The organism is Streptomyces griseochromogenes (genome assembly GCF_001542625.1).
Lineage (GTDB): Bacteria > Actinomycetota > Actinomycetes > Streptomycetales > Streptomycetaceae > Streptomyces > Streptomyces griseochromogenes.
In genome coordinates this window covers 10331060-10346925 of record NZ_CP016279.1, presented here as the reverse complement: position 1 = coordinate 10346925, position 15866 = coordinate 10331060, and the positions used below count along the sequence as shown (strand labels likewise).

Genomic DNA, 15866 nt, shown 5'->3' with positions numbered 1-15866 from the left:
GAGATGTGTGCAGGATGACCACGACGTCTGAACGTCTTTCAGGAACGCCGGCCCGTGAGGTGTCGAAGCGTGTCTCCCAGTCCGTGTTCGACGGCTCCCGGCTCAGGGTCGTGCTGCTGGTCGACGTGTACGACGGCGCGCAGCAGCAGTTCCTGGAGGCGTACGAGCAGCTCTGCAACCAGGTTGCGTCCGTACCCGGCCATGTCAGCGACCAACTCTGCCAGTCCATCGAGAATCCATCCCAATGGCTCATCACGAGCGAGTGGGAGAGTGCTCCGCCGTTCCTCACCTGGGTGAACAGCGAGGAGCACGTGCAGATGGTGCAGCCGCTGCACTCGTGTGTGCGTGACACCCGGTCACTGCGTTTCCACATCGTGCGGGAGACCGGCGGCGCCGCCGCGCACACACGGTCCGACGACCGCCGGCTGCAGGCTCATCCGCGCATCGGCGACGGCGTGATCCGGCACGCGCTGACCTTCACGGTCAGGCCGGGCAGCGAGCAGAAGGTCGCGAAGATCCTCTCGGAGTACGCCTCGCCCGAGGCCCGGGTGGACGACACGACGCGGCTGTGCCGGACCTCGCTGTTCATGCACGGCAACCGGGTGGTGCGGGCCATCGAGGTGCGCGGTGACCTGCTGGCGGCGCTGCGGCACGTGGCCCGGCAGCCGGAGGTGCGGGCCGTGGAGGAGGCGATCAACCCGTACCTGGAGCAGGAGCGGGATCTGAACGACCAGGAGTCGGCGCGGGTCTTCTTCACCCGGGCGGCGCTGCCGGCCGTGCACCACGTGAGCGCGCACGACGAGCCGGAGGGGATGCGGCAGGCGCTGTGCTACCCGGCCCGGCCCGGCGGTGGCATGCGGCTGGCCGAGCTGCTGGCCCAGGCCGACTCGGCGGCCGCGGACGAGCCGGCGAGCCCGATCCTGCGCAGCACGGTCTTCCAGCGCGACGACATCGTGATGCGGCTGGTCGACGTGCGCGGCGGGCGGGACATCGAGGCGCTGCCGCGGGACGCCCGGGTGGCCGCACAGGTGCGGGAGCTGCTCGACGCCGAGCCCGCCCGAATGGACCTGATCACCGACCGCCGTTCGCCGGACGCCTGATCCGGCGGCCGGGTCCCCCAACCGCCAAGCGTCAGCGCGACACACTCAACGGAGGAAACGTTGTCCATCAAACCCCGTCCGAAAATCGTGGACCTCAGCGAGGTCGAGCCCAACGTCCGGCGAGGTGGCGACCTGCGCGCCATGCTCACCCCGGCCACGGTCGGCTCCACGAGCGGCTTCATGGGCGTGGCCATCGTGCAGCCCGGTGACCGCATCGGTGAGCACTACCACCCCTACTCCGAGGAGTTCGTCTACGTCGTCTGCGGGCAGCTGGAGGTGGACCTGGACGATGAGCCGCACACGCTGCGGCCCGAGCAGGGCCTGATGATCCCGGCCCACATGCGGCACCGGTTCCGCAACGTCGGCAAGGTGGAGGCGCGGATCGTCTTCCACCTGGGCCCGCTGGCCCCGCGGCCCCAGCTCGGCCATGTCGACACCGAGGAGACCGAGGTGATCGGCGCCGCCGCGGTGGTCACCGAACCGGCGCCGGCGGGTGCCGCCCACGACCGAGGTCAGGTTCTGTCATGACCCGGCGCGTGGCGGTCACTGGCATAGGCATCGTTGCTCCGGGCGGCATCGGCGTACCGGCATTCTGGGATCTGCTCGCCGATGGCCGGACCGCGACGCGGGGCATAACCTTCTTCGATCCCACAGGGCTCCGGTCGCGGATCGCGGCCGAGTGCGACTTCGACCCGGCGAGGCACGGCCTGGACGCGGACCAGGTAGCCCGGGCGGACCGGTACATCCAGTTCGCCCTGGTCGCCGGGGAGGAGGCGGTCCTGGACTCGGGTCTCGACCTGGGCCGGGAGGATCCCTGGCGGGTCGGGGTGTCGCTGGGCACCGCGGTCGGCGGCACCACACGCCTGGAGCACGACTACGTCCTGGTGAGCCATCGCGGGGAGCGCTGGGACGTCGACCACCGGGAGGCGGAGCCGCATCTGCACCGGGCGTTCTCGCCCAGTACGGTCGCCTCCGCGGTGGCGGAACGATTCGGCGCCCAGGGTCCGGTGCAGACCGTCTCCACCGGCTGCACCTCGGGCCTGGACGCCGTCGGATACGCCTTCCACACGGTCGAGGAGGGCCGTGCCGACATCTGCATAGCCGGCGCGTCGGACTCGCCGATCTCCCCGATCACCATGGCGTGCTTCGACGCGATCAAGGCCACCTCCCCGAACAACGACGACCCCGCACACGCCTCCCGGCCCTTCGACAACCACCGTGACGGCTTCGTCATGGGCGAGGGCGGTGCGGTGCTCGTCCTGGAGGAGCTGGAACACGCGCGGGCCCGCGGCGCGCACGTGTACTGCGAACTGGGCGGCTACGCCACCTTCGGCAACGCCTACCACATGACCGGCCTGACCAGCGAGGGCCTGGAGATGGCCCGGGCGATAGGCCTGGCGCTCGACCACGCCCGCCTCGACCCGACGGCCATCGACTACGTCAACGCGCACGGCTCCGGCACCCGGCAGAACGACCGTCACGAGACGGCGGCCGTGAAGCGGGCGCTCGGCCACCACGCCTACGACACCCCCATGAGCTCCATCAAGTCGATGGTGGGGCACTCCCTCGGGGCGATCGGGGCGATCGAGGTGGTCGCCTGTGTGCTGGCCCTCGCCAAGCAGGCCGTACCCCCGACCGCGAACTACGAGACCCCCGACCCCGAGTGCGACCTGGACTACGTCCCGCGTGTCGCCCGTGAACGGAAGCTGACCAGCGTCCTGTCCGTGGGCAGCGGCTTCGGGGGCTTCCAGTCCGCGGTGGTCCTGACCAGAACGAGGGACCGGACGAGGGAGAGGACACGATGAGCGAACCGCATGACCGACGCGCGGCCGTCACCGGCATCGGGGTGGTCGCGCCCAACGGCACCAGCACCGACACCTTCTGGAAAGCCACCCAGGAAGGCCTCAGCGTCCTCGACCGGGTCACCCGCGAGGGCTGCGAGCACCTTCCGCTGAAGGTGGCCGGCGAGGTACGCGCCTTCGATCCGGCGGCGACGATCGAGGAGCGGTTCCTCGTCCAGACCGACCGGTTCACGCACTTCGCCATGGCGGCGGCCGACTTCGCGCTGGAGGACGCCCGGCTCGGTCAGGCCGACACCTCCGGGGAGCCGTACTCCATCGGGGTGGTCACCGCGGCAGGGTCCGGCGGCGGCGCGTTCGGCCAGCGCGAGCTCCAGCGGCTGTGGGGCAAGGGCAGCCGGTTCGTCGGGCCGTACCAGTCCATCGCCTGGTTCTACGCGGCGAGCACCGGCCAGGTCTCCATCCGCCGGGGGTTCAAGGGCCCCTGCTCGGTCGTCGCCTCCGACGAGGCCGGCGGCCTGGACGCCCTCGCGCACGCGGCCCGGGCGGTGCGGCGCGGCACCGATGTGATCGTGGCCGGCTCCACCGAGGCCCCGCTGGCCCCGTACTCGGTGGTCTGCCAGCTCGGCTACGAGGAGCTGAGCGGTGCGGACGACCCGGCCCGCGCCTACCGCCCGTTCACGGAGGCCGCCTGCGGCTTCGTGCCCGCCGAGGGCGGCGCGATGCTCGTGGTGGAGGCGGAACAGGTCGCCCGGGAGCGCGGCGCGGGCATCCGCGCCCTGGTCGCCGGGCATGCGGCCACCTTCACCGGGGCCTCCCGCTGGACGGAGTCCCGGGAGGGCCTCGCCCACGCCATCCGGCAGGCGCTGGAGGACGCCGGCTGCGCGCCCGAGGAGGTCGACGTCGTCTTCGCCGACGCCCTCGGGGTGGTGGAGGCGGACCGGGCCGAGGCACTCGCGCTCGCCGACGCCCTGGGCGCGCACGGCACCCGGGTGCCGGTCACGGCGCCGAAGACCGGTATCGGCCGCGGCTATTGCGCGGCGCCCGTGCTGGATGCCGCGGCGGCCGTGCTCGCGATGGAGCACGGACTGATCCCGCCCACGCCGAACGTCTTCGACGTCTGCCACGACCTCGACCTCGTGACCGGCCGCGCCCGCGTCGCCGAGCTGCGTACGGCGCTGGTGCTGAGCCGGGGGCTCATGGGGTCGAACTCGGCGCTCGTGCTGCGGCGCGGCGCCGGCAACGCCTAGCAGCACAGGAGGTAATCGCATGACCGCACAGATCACCGTGGAAGAACTGGCCGCGCTGATGAAGAAGGCCGCCGGGGTCACCGTCGTCCCGGACGCGCTGCTGGAGCTGGGCGAGTCCGGCTTCGACTCGCTCGGCGTCGACTCGCTCGGCCTGCTCGGCATCGTGGGCGAGCTGGAGAACGCGCACGGTACCCCGATGCCCCCGGACGCGGAGCGCTGCAAGACGCCCCGGCAGTTCCTCGACCTCGTCAACAGCACACTGATGGCAGGAGCCTGAGATGGCAGGACACACCCAGAACGAGATCACCATCGCCGCACCGCTGGACCTGGTCTGGGACATGACCAACGACCTGGAGCGCTGGCCCCAGCTGTTCAGCGAGTACGCGTCCGTCGAGGTCCTCTCCCGGGAGGGGATGAAGACGACGTTCCGGCTGACCATGCACCCGGACGACAACGGCACCGTCTGGAGCTGGGTCTCCGAGCGCGAGCCCGACCGCGACAAGCTCACCGTCAAGGCCCGCCGCGTCGAGACCGGCCCCTTCGCCCACATGGACATCGTGTGGCAGTACGAGGAGGTGCCCGCCGGCGTCCGGATGCTCTGGACGCAGGACTTCGCGATGAAGCCGGACGCCCCGGTCGACGACGACTGGATGACCGACAACATCAACCGGAACTCCAAGGTCCAGATGGCCCTCATCCGGGACAAGATCGAGAAGGCGGCCGCCGGTCACCGGCCCGCGCCGGCCCTGGCCGACTGAGTCGGACGAAGGAGCGAGTCCCATGCACCAGGCCCTGATCGTCGCCCGTATGGCACCGGGCTCCGCCCCCGACATCGCCAAGGTGTTCGCGGAGTCCGACCGCGGAGAGCTGCCCCGCCTCGTCGGGGTCACCCGGCGCAGCCTCTTCCAGTTCGGCGATGTGTACATGCACCTCGTCGAGTCCGAGCGCGAGCCCGGACCCGCCATCGCCAAGGTGACGAATCACCCCGAGTTCCGGGACATCAGCGAGCGCCTGTCGGCGTACGTCAGCGCGTACGACCCCGAGACCTGGAAGTCTCCCAAGGACGCGATGGCACACCGCTTCTACGTCTGGGAGCGCGACTGAGCCGTACGGCATCCCCCGGACGGCCACCGGCCGCCGGGCCCGCGACACTGCGGGCCCGGCGGCCGGTGCACTGCGGCCCGGGTACCCCGTCACCCGGGCACGTGGCAGTCGAACGCGTGCAGATACGGGTTGACCGGCCGCACGTCGTCCACCAGCAGGCCCGCCGAGGTCAGCCTGCTCACCATGGACTCGGTGGTGTGCTTGGCCCCGCCGACGTTGAGGAGGAGCAGCAGGTCCATGGCGGTGCTGAAGCGCATCGAGGGGGTGTCGTCCACCAGGTTCTCGATGACGACGACCCGGGTGCCGGGGCCGCCCGCCTCGACGACGCCCCGCAGCGTGCGGGACGTGCTCTCGTCGTCCCACTCCAGGATGTTCTTGATGATGTAGACGTCGGCCTCGACCGGGATCGCCTCGCGGACGTCGCCGGGCACGATCCGCATGCGGTCGGCGAGATCGCCGCCCTCGCGCAGTCTGGGCAGCGCGTTCTCCACCACCCGGGGCAGATCGAGCAGACTGCCCCGCATCATCGGGTACTTGTCCAGCAGACAGGCCACCACGTGCCCCTGGCCGCCGCCGATGTCCGCGACCGACTTGGCCCCGGACAGGTCCAGCAGGGCCGCGACCTCCCGCGCCGACTGCTCGCTGGAGCGGGTCATCGCGCGGTTGAAGACGTCCGCGGACTGCGGGGCGTCCTCGTTGAGGTAGGCGAAGAACTCCTTGCCGTAGAGGTCCTCCACGACGTTCTTTCCGGTGCGCACGGCCTCGTCGAGGCGCGGCCAGGCGTCCCAGGTCCATGGTTCGGTGCACCACAGGGCGATGGCGCGCAGGCTGTCGGGGTCGTCCTCGCGCAGCAGCCGGGACATGTCGGTGTGCGTGAACGTTCCGTCCCGCTGCTCGGCGAAGACGCCGTTGCAGGACAGGGCCCGCAGCAGCCGCCGCAGCGGCTTCGGTTCGGTCTTCACCGCGGCCGCGAGGTCCTCGACGGTCATCGGGGCGTCCCCGAGGGCGTCGGCGACGCCCAGCCGGGCGGTGGCCCGGACGGCGGCGGCACAGGCGGCGCCGAACACGAGTTCGCGCAGCCGCATGGGTGGCGGTGGGGCTGTTTCGGCGGACTTCATCTGCCGCCCTCTCTTCTCTTTCGGCCTGCGTCGGTCCAGCAGGGGCAGTGGTCGGGCGGTCAGCAAAGGCCCGCGGGCTTGGAGGCCCGGCAGGAGTTGCGTTCGAAGGCGTTGTTCTTGCCCGTGTCCGTGTTCACCAGGTCGGCGGGGGAGTTGTTCTCCATCGCGTTCGTGTCGATCCGGTTCTGGTCGCTGGTCACGCCCACGAAGCTCTTGAAGAGCACGATGCCGCCGGACAGCGGGGACGTGCCCGAGTTGTCGGCGACCAGGTTCCGGGTCACCCGGGTCTTCTCGGTGCCCGTCAGGACGATGCCGGAGCCCTGCAGCGCGGGCAGCCGCTCGGTCTTCGGGCAGGACTTGTTGTTGCCGGTGACCCGGTTCCTCGCCACGGTCAGGTCGCCGGCCTTGGGCTGGTTCTCGTCGCCGACGACGAACACCCCGGCGCAGTTGCCGGTCACGTAGTTGCCCGCCACGGTGAGGTTGCGCAGCCTGCGGACGGTGATCCCGATCCGGTTGTCCTCGAGGCGGTTGTACTCGACCCGGGTCTGCCCGGAGTCGTAGGCGCCCGCCTCCTCCTTGACGGTGTTGGCGAGGAACAGGCCCGCGTCGCCGTTGTCGCGCGCGTAGTTGTACCGCAGGACCCCGCGCACCGACCGCTCCTGGGCGATGCCCCACACGCCGTTCTTGTAGGCGTACACCCCGTGCACCCGCATGCGGTCCGTCGCCATGCCGAACACACCGGTCCGGCTGAAGCCGGTCACCATCAGGTCGGCGACGGTGACGCCCTCGATGTTCTTGGTCTTGGTGCCCACCACACAGATGCCGTTGCCGCCCTCGGCGCAGCTGTCGGCGTCCTTCGTCGAGTCCTTTGCCGAGTCCTTTGCCGAGGTCTTCGTCGAGGTCTTCGCCGGGGCCTTCGCCGGGGCCTTCGTCGCGTCCGGCTCGATCACCGTCGCGGAGCCCACGCCCCGCAGCGTCACCCAGGGGGTGCTGATCTTGACGCTCTCGTGGTAGGTGCCGGCGAGCACCAGAACGGTGTCCCCGGGCTGTGCGGCGTCCACCGCCTTCTGGATCGACTCTCCCGGCCGGACCACCAGCATCCTCTGGGCGGCCGCCGCGGGGGCCGCACCCAGTCCCGAGCCGACCAGGGCAGCGGTGCACGCGAGATATGCGATGTGACATCTCTTCATATCTCGTACGCTATGACCGATTAATCCCTTGGTAGGCCGGATAGGCCATCCGGCGGCGTGTCAGCGGCCGCGCAGCGTCCGCCCGATCTCCAGCTGCACGGCGCTCAGGGGGTCGCCGTCCTTCAGGTCCCACAGGCAGTTCTGCAGCACCCGCCCGAGCGTCCACGCCCGCGCCCGCTCCCGGTCCAGGCCCAGTGAGTCCGTCAGCGCGTCGAAGCGCCAGCCGGTCTCGGCGGGATCGTAGCGGTTGTGGATCGCGGGGAGCAGGTCGAAGCCGGGGTCGCCGGCCAGCGGCTTGGGGTCGATGGCCAGCCACTTCTCCCGGTCCGCGGCCAGCACGTTGTCGTAGTGCAGGTCCCAGTGCAGCAGCCGGTCGCCGGGCTCGGACACCACCTCGCGCACCGCCGCCGCGCAGTCCGCGACCACACGGCGCCCGTCCGCGTCCGGGATCCTCCCGAGTGCCCAGGGCACCTGCTCCAGCATCGCCCGCGCGATGCCGTCCAGCCCGCGCAGTCCCGCCGGGGCCGGTACGGACGTCAGCCGGGCCAGCAGTCCGGCGATGACCAGAACGGCCTCGCGCGCGTCCGGCAGCCCGGACAGCGCGCGGCTCTCGTCGAGCCGTTCGAGCAGCAGGGTGCAGGTCGGCTCGTCGTGTTCCAGCAGCCGTACGGCGCCGTCCCCGTTCCACACCCGCAGGGCCGGCGGCTCGCCGGCGCTCTCCTCGTCCAGCAACTGCAGCTTCAGCGCGGCCCGGCCGCCGTCGGCCCGGGTGACCGGCAGGACCAGCGAGGCCCGCCCGTACATCACGGGCCCGTCCACCCGCAGCTTCCAGCGCGAAAGGAACTCCTCGGCCCGCCGGGGCAGGTCGGCGACGAAGGCCCGTCCCGCGTCGCCGTTGAATTTCTCGTGAGAAGCGGACAGCTCGCCGGGCACCTCGATCATCTTGCCGACCATACTGACATCTGTGAACCGGATCATCGGATTTCGACAGGGGCCGCGGGCCGCGGCGGCGTACGTCCGCAGCGCGCCGGGCACCTATGTGTGGCTGCTGATCCTGTTCCTCACCACCGTCGCCCTGCACCACATGTCGCCGGAGTTCGAGCAGCACTTCCTGCGGCGGCGTTCCACCAACATCCACGAACTGTCACGGAACCCCGTCCGGGTGCTGTTCACCAGCGCGATGTGGATCGACGGCGGACACTGGGTGCCGTACGCCGTCCTGTACACCCTCTTCCACGCCCAGGCCGAGCGCTGGCTCGGCACCCCGCGATGGCTCGCGGTGTGCGCGGCCGCGCATGTGTTCGCCACGCTGATCAGCGAGCTGGCCCTGCTCATGGCGATCCGCAACGGCCATGCCCCGCACGCGGCGGTCAACACCCTGGACATCGGGGTGAGTTACGCGCTGGCGGGCGTGATGGCGGTGCTCGCCTACCGGATCGCCGCGCCCTGGCGCTATCCGTACCTGGTGGCCCTGCTCGCGTTCTACACGGTCCCGTTGACCACCAGCCGCACCTTCACCGACTTCGGGCACTTCCTGTCCGTACTGATCGGGCTGGCGTGTTACCCCCTGGTCAGAGGCCGCGGAAAAGCATGGAATCCGAAGGAGACACTGGCCACGCTGTGGGTTAACGTCCGCGCATGAGCAGCTCGGCAAGCAGTGTCGTCAACGGCGGCATCTCCTTCTGGTACGCGGACGACGGCCTCCCGGCGGAACGGGAGCCGCTGTCCGGGGACGCGTCGGCCGACGTCGTGATCGTCGGCGGCGGGTACACGGGACTGTGGACCGCGTACTACCTGAAGAAGGCCGCCCCCTTCCTCCGTATCACCGTCCTGGAGCAGAAGTTCTGCGGCTACGGCGCCTCCGGCCGCAACGGCGGCTGGCTGTACAACGGCATCGCGGGCCGGGACCGGTACGCGAAACTGCACGGCCACGAGGCCGCCGTGCGCCTGCAGAAGGCGATGAACGACACCGTCGCCGAGGTCGTCGCGGTCACCGAGGCGGAGGGCATCGACGCCGACGTGCACCGGGGCGGGGTGCTGGAGGTGGCGACCACACCCGCGCAGCTCGCCCGGCTCAAGGCGTTCCACGAGCACGAGCTGTCCTACGGCGAGAAGGACCGCGAGCTCTACGGCGCCCGGCAGACCGCCGAGCGGATCAGGGTGGCCGGCGCGGTCGGCTCGACCTGGACCCCGCACGGCGCCCGGCTGCACCCGGTGAAGCTGGTCAAGGGCCTCGCGGCGGCCGTGGAGGCGCTCGGCGTGACCATCCACGAGTCCACGCCGGTGACCGAGATCCGCCCCAAGCACGCCGTGACCCCCTACGGCACGGTCCGCGCCCCCTACATCCTGCGCTGCACGGAGGGCTTCACGGCCTCCCTGAAGGGCCAGCGGCGGACCTGGCTGCCGATGAACTCCTCGATGATCGCCACCGAGCCGCTCACCGGTGAGCAGTGGGCCGCGATCGGCTGGGACGGCCGCGAGACGCTCGGCGACATGGCGCACGCCTACATGTACGCGCAGCGCACGGCCGACGGGCGGATCGCGCTCGGCGGGCGCGGGGTGCCGTACCGCTTCGGCTCACGCACCGACAACGACGGCCGCACCCAGCCGGAGACGATCGAGGCCCTGCGCGAGATCCTGACCCGCTTCTTCCCCGCCCTCGCGGGCCTGCGCGTCGAGCACGCCTGGTCCGGCGTCCTCGGCGTGCCGCGCGACTGGTGCGCCACGGTCACCCTCGACCGGGCCACCGGCCTCGGCTGGGCGGGCGGTTACGTCGGCTCGGGCGTCGCCACCACCAACCTGGCCGCCCGCACCTTGCGCGACCTGGTCCAGCAGGACTCCGGCCAGGGAGGGCGCACCGAACTGACGGAACTGCCCTGGGTGAACCACAAGGTCCGCAAGTGGGAGCCCGAACCCTTCCGCTGGCTCGGCGTGCAGGGCATGTACGCCACCTATCGCGCGGCGGACCAGCGCGAACGCCTCCACCCCGGCGGGGAGTCCTCACGGCTGGCGCGGGTCGCGGACCGGGTGGCGGGACGCCACTGAGGCACCGTCGGGCGCCGGGCCGGGCGGGTCAGCCGACCGACTCCGGTACCGGTGCCCCGGCCCGTGCGCCGTGCCCGGGGCCCGGGCCGTCACCATCAGGCCCGCGACCAGTCCGGCCAGCAGCATGACGCCGGCCGCCCACCAGATGGCGACCGTGTAGCCGTGCACCACGCCCGCCGGGATCACCGTGGCCTTCTCGGACGGGCTGCGCAGGTGGGCGGTGATGTAGGCGGCGCTGCTCGTGGTGGCGACGGTGTTGAGCAGCGCCGTACCGATCGAACCGCCCACCTGCTGGGCGGTGTTGACGGTGGCCGAGGTGACGCCGGAGTCCCGCGGGGCGACGCCCGAGGTGGCGGTGGCGAACACCGGCATGAAGGTCAGCCCCATGCCGAGGCCCATCAGCAGCAGGGCGGGCAGGATCTCGGCGGAGTAGGAGGAGTGGACCGTCATCCGGGTGAGCAGCAGCAGTCCGGACGCGGCGAGGAGCATGCCGGGCACCATGAGCGTGCGCGGGGCCACATGGCTCAGCAGGCGCGCCGAGATCTGGGTGGAGCCGACGACGATCGCGGCGGTGAGCGGCAGGAAGGCCAGGCCGGCCCGGACCGGCGAGTAGCCGAGGATGACCTGCAAGTAGTAGGTCATGAACAGGAACAGCCCGAACATGCCGATGACCGCGAGCATCATGGTCAGGACGCAGCCCGCGCGATCGCGGTCCCCGAGGATGTGCAGCGGCAGCAGCGGGCTCGGGGCCCGGGTCTGCCACCATACGAAGGCGACGAGCAGGGTCACTCCTGCCGCGAACAGGGCGAGCACCAGCGGGTCGGTCCAGCCGCGCGGCTCGGCCTCGCTGAAGCCGTAGACGATCGCCACGAGTCCGCCGCAGCCGAGCGCCGCGCCGGGTATGTCGAGGCGGGCCCCGCCGTGGCCGGGGCGGTCGCGCAACAGGGCGAGGGCGCCGAGGACCGCGAGGGCGGCGATGGGCACGTTGACGTACAGGCACCAGCGCCAGTTCAGATACTCGGTGAGCAGACCGCCGACGATGAACCCGATCGCCGAGCCGCTGCCGGCGAGGGCGCCGTAGATGCCGAAGGCCTTGCCGCGCTCCCGGGGATCGGTGAACGTCGTGGTCAGCAGGGAGAGTGCGGAGGGCGCGAGGACGGCGGCGAAGGCACCTTGCAGGGCACGGGCGCCGAAGAGCATGCCCGGGCTGGTCGCCGCGCCGCCGAGCGCGGAGGCGGCGGCGAAGCCGATGAGCCCGGTGACGAAGGTCCGTTTACGGCCGACGAGATCGGCGATCCGGCCGCCCAGCAGCAGAAGCCCGCCGAAGGCCAGCGTGTAGGCGGTGATGACCCACTGCCGGCTGCCGTCGGACATGCCGAGGGCGTGCTGTGCCGACGGCAGCGCGATGTTCACGATCGTCGCGTCCAGCACGACCATCAGCTGGGCGAGGGCGATCACGACCAGGCCCCACCAGCGGCGGGGATCGGCGACTTCGGCTCCGGGCGGCACCGGCGGAGGCTCACCCTTTCGGCCCATGCTCACCTGGACAGAAGACCATGGATCGGGGCGTATCGCATCCGGGTGTGCGGGGCTTTTTCGTGCCTCATGGCTCCAGCACCACCTTCCCGGTCGTGCCGCGCGTCTGCAGCGCGCGGTGTGCCCTCGCCGCCTCGGCGAGCGGGAAGCGGGTGACGGCCGGGCGCAGGCGGCCCGCGCCGGCCTCGGTGAGGGCGCGCAGTTCGAGCGCGCGCAGACCGCCCGCCCGCTGGAGCATGGCCGGGCCGAGGACCGACTCCGAGACGCCTTCGGCGAAGTACCCCTGCCTGTCTTCCCCGATCCCCTCCGCCGACCAGCCGAAGACGAGGTGGCGGCCGCCGGGCCCGAGCAGGGCGACCGCCTCCCGGGCGATGTCGCCCCCGACGCCGTCGTAGACGATCGTGGCGTGCCCCTTTTCCCGCGCGCCCAGACGGGCGCGGACCTCGGCGGGCCAGCCGGAGCCGGTGTAGTCGACGGCGAGGTCGGCGCCGTTCGCGCGCACCCGGGCGGTCTTCTCCGGCCCGCCCGCCAGGCCGACGACCATGGCTCCGGCGTTCTTCGCGTACTGCACGAGCAGCGTGCCGATGCCGCCCGCGGCCGCCGGTACGACGACCACGTCGTCCTCGCCCGGCTCGGCGAAGGACACGATGCCCAGCGCCGTGCGCCCCGTGCCGATCATGGCCACGGCCTCGGCGAAGTCCAGGCTCTCCGGAATCTCGTGCAGGCGTTCGGCGCCGGTGACGGCGAGTCCGGCGTAGCCTCCGGGCGCGAAGCCCAGATGGGCCACCACCCGTTTGCCGAGCCAGGCCCCGTCCGTGCCGTCGCCGAGGGCGTCCACGACCCCGGCGACCTCGCGGCCGGGGACGGTGGGCAGGACGGGCGGTTCGGGCAGCGGGCCCCGCTGCCCCTCGCGCAGGGCGGTGTCGAGGAGATGCACCCCGGCCGCGGCGACCGCGATCCGCACCTCACCGGGCCCCGGGACAGGATCCTCCGTCTCCTCGTAGGTCAGGTTCTCGGCGGGCCCGAAGGCGTACAGGCGGACGGCATGCATGGGATCCCCCGTGGTCGTGTCCGTGTCCTAGGAGGCCCACTCTTCGACCTCAAGCGTGCTTGAGGTCAAGGGCGGGCCGGCCGAGGATCAGTGCCACCGCGGTGATCGCGCTGTTGAAGGACACCTCCGACAGCACGCCCGGCGCCGCGACCTGGTCGCCGGCGAGGTAGACACCGTCGCCGCGGTCCACGGCGGGCCGGTCCCGCCAGCTGCGGCCCGGCAGGTCCACGGCTCCCGTACGGCCGTCCGCCACGGCCTCCCGCCGCCAGGTGACCCGGTCCCGCCAGCCCTCGAAGCCCAGGTCGAGCAACTCCTCCGCCCGGGCGAGCCCGTCGGCGCGCCTGTGGCCCGGCCCGATCGGGAAGTGACCCTGGATCAGCTGCTCGCCGACGGGCGCGAGGGTTCGGTCCGGTCCGGTGAACCGTTCCAGCCAGCCGGTCGCGTCCAGGTCGGAGATGATGTAGGGGTCACCGCGCCGGGTGCGCAGCGCGAGGTCGAGCAGCACGGTGCGGCCGCCGGGCCAGGTCAGCGAGTCGTCGCCGAGCAGCCGGCGGGCGGCGGGAAGAGAGGTGGCGACGACCACGGGCGCGCCGGCGGGCAGTTCGTCGACCCGTGACGCCGTCTCGATCCTGACGCCGAGCTTCCAGGCCCGCGCGGCCATCCGGCCGATGATGCTCGCCCAGCCGCCGCGCGGGTAGTGCGCCTCCGGCGGCAGCTTGGTGGCCCGGCGCAGGCGTTCCTGCACGAACGCGGCGGACAGGGCGCCGGGATCGTGGTGGAAGAGGGCGACAGCGGCGTAGTGGGCGGCCGCGCGGGCACCCTCCTCGCCGGCGATGCCGGTCGCCCAGCTCAGGAAGTCGGCGTCGACCGGGGCCTGGCGGCCGCCGGGGCGCAGCAGTTTGAGCATGGCGAAGGGCGGGGTGCGGCGCAGGACGCCGTGATGGCGCAGCCGCAGCCGGGTCGCCTCCAGCGGCGGGATCGGGGCGAGCGGCCCGATCAGATTCCGCCGCTTGAGCCAGGTCCAGTGCGGGCCGCCGTTGTAGAGGGCGTGCGGTCCTTCGTTCGCGCGGTACGGCCCCTCGGCGGTGCGGGCCCGGCCGCCCAGGGTGTGGTGCGCCTCGTACACCGCGACCTTGGCGCCTGCCTCGGCGGCGGTGATGGCGGCGGTGAGTCCGGCGAAGCCGCCGCCGACGACGGTGATGTGGTGCATGGGTGAGTGTCTCCCTCGGCTGTGCGGATGTTTCCCAGGTACGACCGCTGGAGGGCCCCGGAATGTGACATCGCTGGCGTGTTCGCAGGTCAGGGCCGATTGTCAGTGGCGGGGTGCAGCATGGGGGCATGGCGAGGAGAGCGACGGGCGAGGCAGGCGTACGGTCGGCGCGGCGGCCGGAGGTGCGGCTGCCGCCGCTGGAACCGTGGGCGGACGGCGAGTTGGAGCCGGACGGCGACTACGACGGGATGGAGTTCCAGGAGGCGGACCTGGCCGGGCAGGACGGCGCGGGCGCCCGCTTCATGGACTGCGCGCTGACGGGCTGCGCGGTGGACGAGACGGCCCTGGGCCGGGCCCGGGTGCTGGACTCGGTCCTCACCGGCCTGCGGGGTGTCGGCACGAATCTGGCCGAGTCCACGTTCCGCGACGTCGAGCTGGTCGACCCCCGCCTGGGCGGCACCCAGTTGCACGGCGCCGTCCTGGAGCGGGTGGTGATCCGGGGCGGCAAGATCGACTATCTCAATCTCCGCGAGGCTCAGCTCAAGGACGTCGTCTTCGAGTCCTGCGTCCTGGTCGAGCCGGACTTCGCCGGTGCCCGCCTGGAGCGGGTGGAGTTCGTCGACTGCGCCCTGAAGGAGGCCGACTTCGGCGGCGCGACACTGAAGGACGTGGACCTGCGCGGGGCCGCTCCGCTGGAGATCGTGCGCGGTCTCGACCGGCTCTCGGGCGCGGTGATCAGCACGGGGCAACTGCTGGACCTGGCACCGGTGCTGGCGGCGGAGCTGGGGATCCGGGTGATGTGACGTCCGCCGCCGTCCTCGGCTTGGGGCAGCAGGTTCGGCCTACTCCCCGGCCAGGAGCTCTGCCGCGTCCGTGGCGTGCACCGCCCGCTGTGCCCAGACCTCAAGCCGGCCCAGGTCCGCACAGGCCTCCACTCGCTCACGGACAGCGTCGGTCACCTCAATGCCGCGCCACTCCAGAATGTGGAGGATCATCTCGGCCTTGGCCTCGGCCCGCCCCTGTTCACGGCCTTCTTCGCCGCCTTCTTCGCGGCCTTCCTCGCGGCCTTCTTCACGGCCTTCCTCGCGTACCTGTTCGGCCAGCGGGTGCCGCCAGAAGTACTGGATCGCCGTCATCAAATCCCTCCACACAGCGCCGCGATCTCCCGCGGTTCGGGAAACGGCACCTGCAGCACACTCTGTAACGCGCGGGTCAGCAGCGCCGGGTCCTTCTGGAAGATCCGGTGCAGCGCCTCATGCGACGAGCCGACCATCAGCTCTCCTTTCTGTCCGACGTGATCAACGAGCTGGGCCGCCGAAAGTTCGCACCACGCGCATTTGTTCCAGGAGCGCCGGCTCCGGCATGGGCAGGCCGTGTGGGCGGCGCGGGCCGTGGTGCGGGCGGAGTGGCGTGCGAGTGGCGCCATGGGGCTCAAGTGCGCTGTTTTAAAAGGAAGTTGAGCG

The 15866-nt window shown here is 71.7% G+C and carries 17 protein-coding genes and 1 pseudogene; 10 read left to right on the top strand and 8 right to left on the bottom strand.

Going from position 1 to position 15866, the window contains the following annotated elements:
• The first annotated feature begins 14 nt into the window (after window positions 1–14).
• From AVL59_RS45195 to AVL59_RS45165, 7 genes are all read left to right on the top strand, one after another.
• On the top strand, window positions 15–1100 hold the full coding sequence (locus AVL59_RS45195; protein WP_067316075.1) for a SchA/CurD-like domain-containing protein: 1086 nt from the start codon (window positions 15–17) through the stop codon (window positions 1098–1100).
• An 87-nt stretch (window positions 1101–1187) separates the two neighbouring features.
• A complete protein-coding gene (locus tag AVL59_RS45190) occupies window positions 1188–1628 on the top strand; it encodes a cupin domain-containing protein (RefSeq protein WP_067316074.1) in 441 nt (146 codons plus the stop codon).
• Complete coding sequence (locus AVL59_RS45185) at window positions 1625–2905, top strand: beta-ketoacyl-[acyl-carrier-protein] synthase family protein (RefSeq protein WP_067316072.1); 1281 nt, start codon at window positions 1625–1627, stop codon at window positions 2903–2905. The genes AVL59_RS45190 and AVL59_RS45185 overlap by 4 nt, the downstream gene beginning before the upstream one ends.
• On the top strand, window positions 2902–4149 hold the full coding sequence (locus AVL59_RS45180; RefSeq protein ID WP_067316070.1) for a beta-ketoacyl synthase N-terminal-like domain-containing protein: 1248 nt from the start codon (window positions 2902–2904) through the stop codon (window positions 4147–4149). The genes AVL59_RS45185 and AVL59_RS45180 overlap by 4 nt, the downstream gene beginning before the upstream one ends.
• Window positions 4150–4168: 19 nt before the next feature.
• Window positions 4169–4426: an acyl carrier protein gene (locus AVL59_RS45175; RefSeq protein ID WP_067316069.1), complete on the top strand. Its 258-nt coding sequence runs from the start codon at window positions 4169–4171 to the stop codon at window positions 4424–4426.
• Between the two features lies 1 nt (window position 4427).
• The gene (locus tag AVL59_RS45170) at window positions 4428–4907 is read left to right on the top strand and encodes an SRPBCC family protein (RefSeq protein ID WP_067316067.1); all 480 of its coding nucleotides are present in this window, start codon (window positions 4428–4430) and stop codon (window positions 4905–4907) included.
• Window positions 4908–4929: 22 nt separating this feature from the next.
• Window positions 4930–5253, top strand: coding sequence for a TcmI family type II polyketide cyclase (locus AVL59_RS45165; RefSeq protein WP_067316066.1), 324 nt, complete (start codon window positions 4930–4932; stop codon window positions 5251–5253).
• 89 nt (window positions 5254–5342) lie between these two features.
• Here AVL59_RS45165 and AVL59_RS45160 read toward each other — a convergent pair whose 3' ends face one another.
• From AVL59_RS45160 to AVL59_RS45150, 3 genes are read right to left on the bottom strand one after another with little or no spacing between them, the layout of a single operon-like run.
• Window positions 5343–6371 (bottom strand): methyltransferase, encoded by a 1029-nt coding sequence (locus AVL59_RS45160; protein ID WP_067316064.1) that lies wholly within the window; start codon window positions 6369–6371, stop codon window positions 5343–5345.
• Window positions 6372–6430: 59 nt separating this feature from the next.
• Entirely contained in the window at window positions 6431–7561 is a 1131-nt protein-coding gene (locus tag AVL59_RS45155; RefSeq protein ID WP_067316063.1) for a right-handed parallel beta-helix repeat-containing protein, read from the bottom strand.
• Between the two features lie 60 nt (window positions 7562–7621).
• Window positions 7622–8515: an aminoglycoside phosphotransferase family protein gene (locus tag AVL59_RS45150; RefSeq protein WP_372450412.1), complete on the bottom strand. Its 894-nt coding sequence runs from the start codon at window positions 8513–8515 to the stop codon at window positions 7622–7624.
• A gap of 10 nt (window positions 8516–8525) precedes the next feature.
• On the opposite strand from AVL59_RS45150, the gene AVL59_RS45145 reads away from it, so the two are divergent.
• Both AVL59_RS45145 and AVL59_RS45140 read left to right on the top strand, forming a co-directional pair.
• A complete protein-coding gene (locus AVL59_RS45145) occupies window positions 8526–9203 on the top strand; it encodes a rhomboid-like protein (RefSeq protein ID WP_237281823.1) in 678 nt (225 codons plus the stop codon).
• Window positions 9200–10606, top strand: coding sequence for an NAD(P)/FAD-dependent oxidoreductase (locus AVL59_RS45140; protein WP_067316061.1), 1407 nt, complete (start codon window positions 9200–9202; stop codon window positions 10604–10606). Before AVL59_RS45145 ends, AVL59_RS45140 begins: the two co-directional genes overlap by 4 nt.
• Window positions 10607–10634: 28 nt before the next feature.
• Here AVL59_RS45140 and AVL59_RS45135 read toward each other — a convergent pair.
• The 3 genes and pseudogenes from AVL59_RS45135 to AVL59_RS45125 all read right to left on the bottom strand — a co-directional run bounded on the left by AVL59_RS45135 (window position 10635) and on the right by AVL59_RS45125 (window position 14403).
• Window positions 10635–12142, bottom strand: a pseudogene (locus tag AVL59_RS45135) (MFS transporter).
• A 67-nt stretch (window positions 12143–12209) separates the two neighbouring features.
• A complete protein-coding gene (locus AVL59_RS45130; protein WP_067316059.1) occupies window positions 12210–13193 on the bottom strand; it encodes a zinc-binding dehydrogenase in 984 nt (327 codons plus the stop codon).
• Between the two features lie 49 nt (window positions 13194–13242).
• Window positions 13243–14403, bottom strand: a complete 1161-nt coding sequence (locus AVL59_RS45125) for an NAD(P)-binding protein (RefSeq protein WP_067316057.1) — start codon at window positions 14401–14403, stop codon at window positions 13243–13245.
• A gap of 128 nt (window positions 14404–14531) precedes the next feature.
• Here AVL59_RS45125 and AVL59_RS45120 point away from each other — a divergent pair, with 128 nt between their 5' ends.
• A complete protein-coding gene (locus AVL59_RS45120; RefSeq protein WP_067316056.1) occupies window positions 14532–15206 on the top strand; it encodes a pentapeptide repeat-containing protein in 675 nt (224 codons plus the stop codon).
• Between the two features lie 39 nt (window positions 15207–15245).
• On the opposite strand, the gene AVL59_RS45115 is transcribed toward AVL59_RS45120, so the two are convergent.
• Both AVL59_RS45115 and AVL59_RS55405 read right to left on the bottom strand, forming a co-directional pair.
• On the bottom strand, window positions 15246–15539 hold the full coding sequence (locus AVL59_RS45115; RefSeq protein WP_067316054.1) for a hypothetical protein: 294 nt from the start codon (window positions 15537–15539) through the stop codon (window positions 15246–15248).
• Entirely contained in the window at window positions 15539–15676 is a 138-nt protein-coding gene (locus tag AVL59_RS55405) for a hypothetical protein (protein ID WP_237281822.1), read from the bottom strand. Before AVL59_RS55405 ends, AVL59_RS45115 begins: the two co-directional genes overlap by 1 nt.
• Between the last annotated feature and the right edge of the window lie 190 nt (window positions 15677–15866).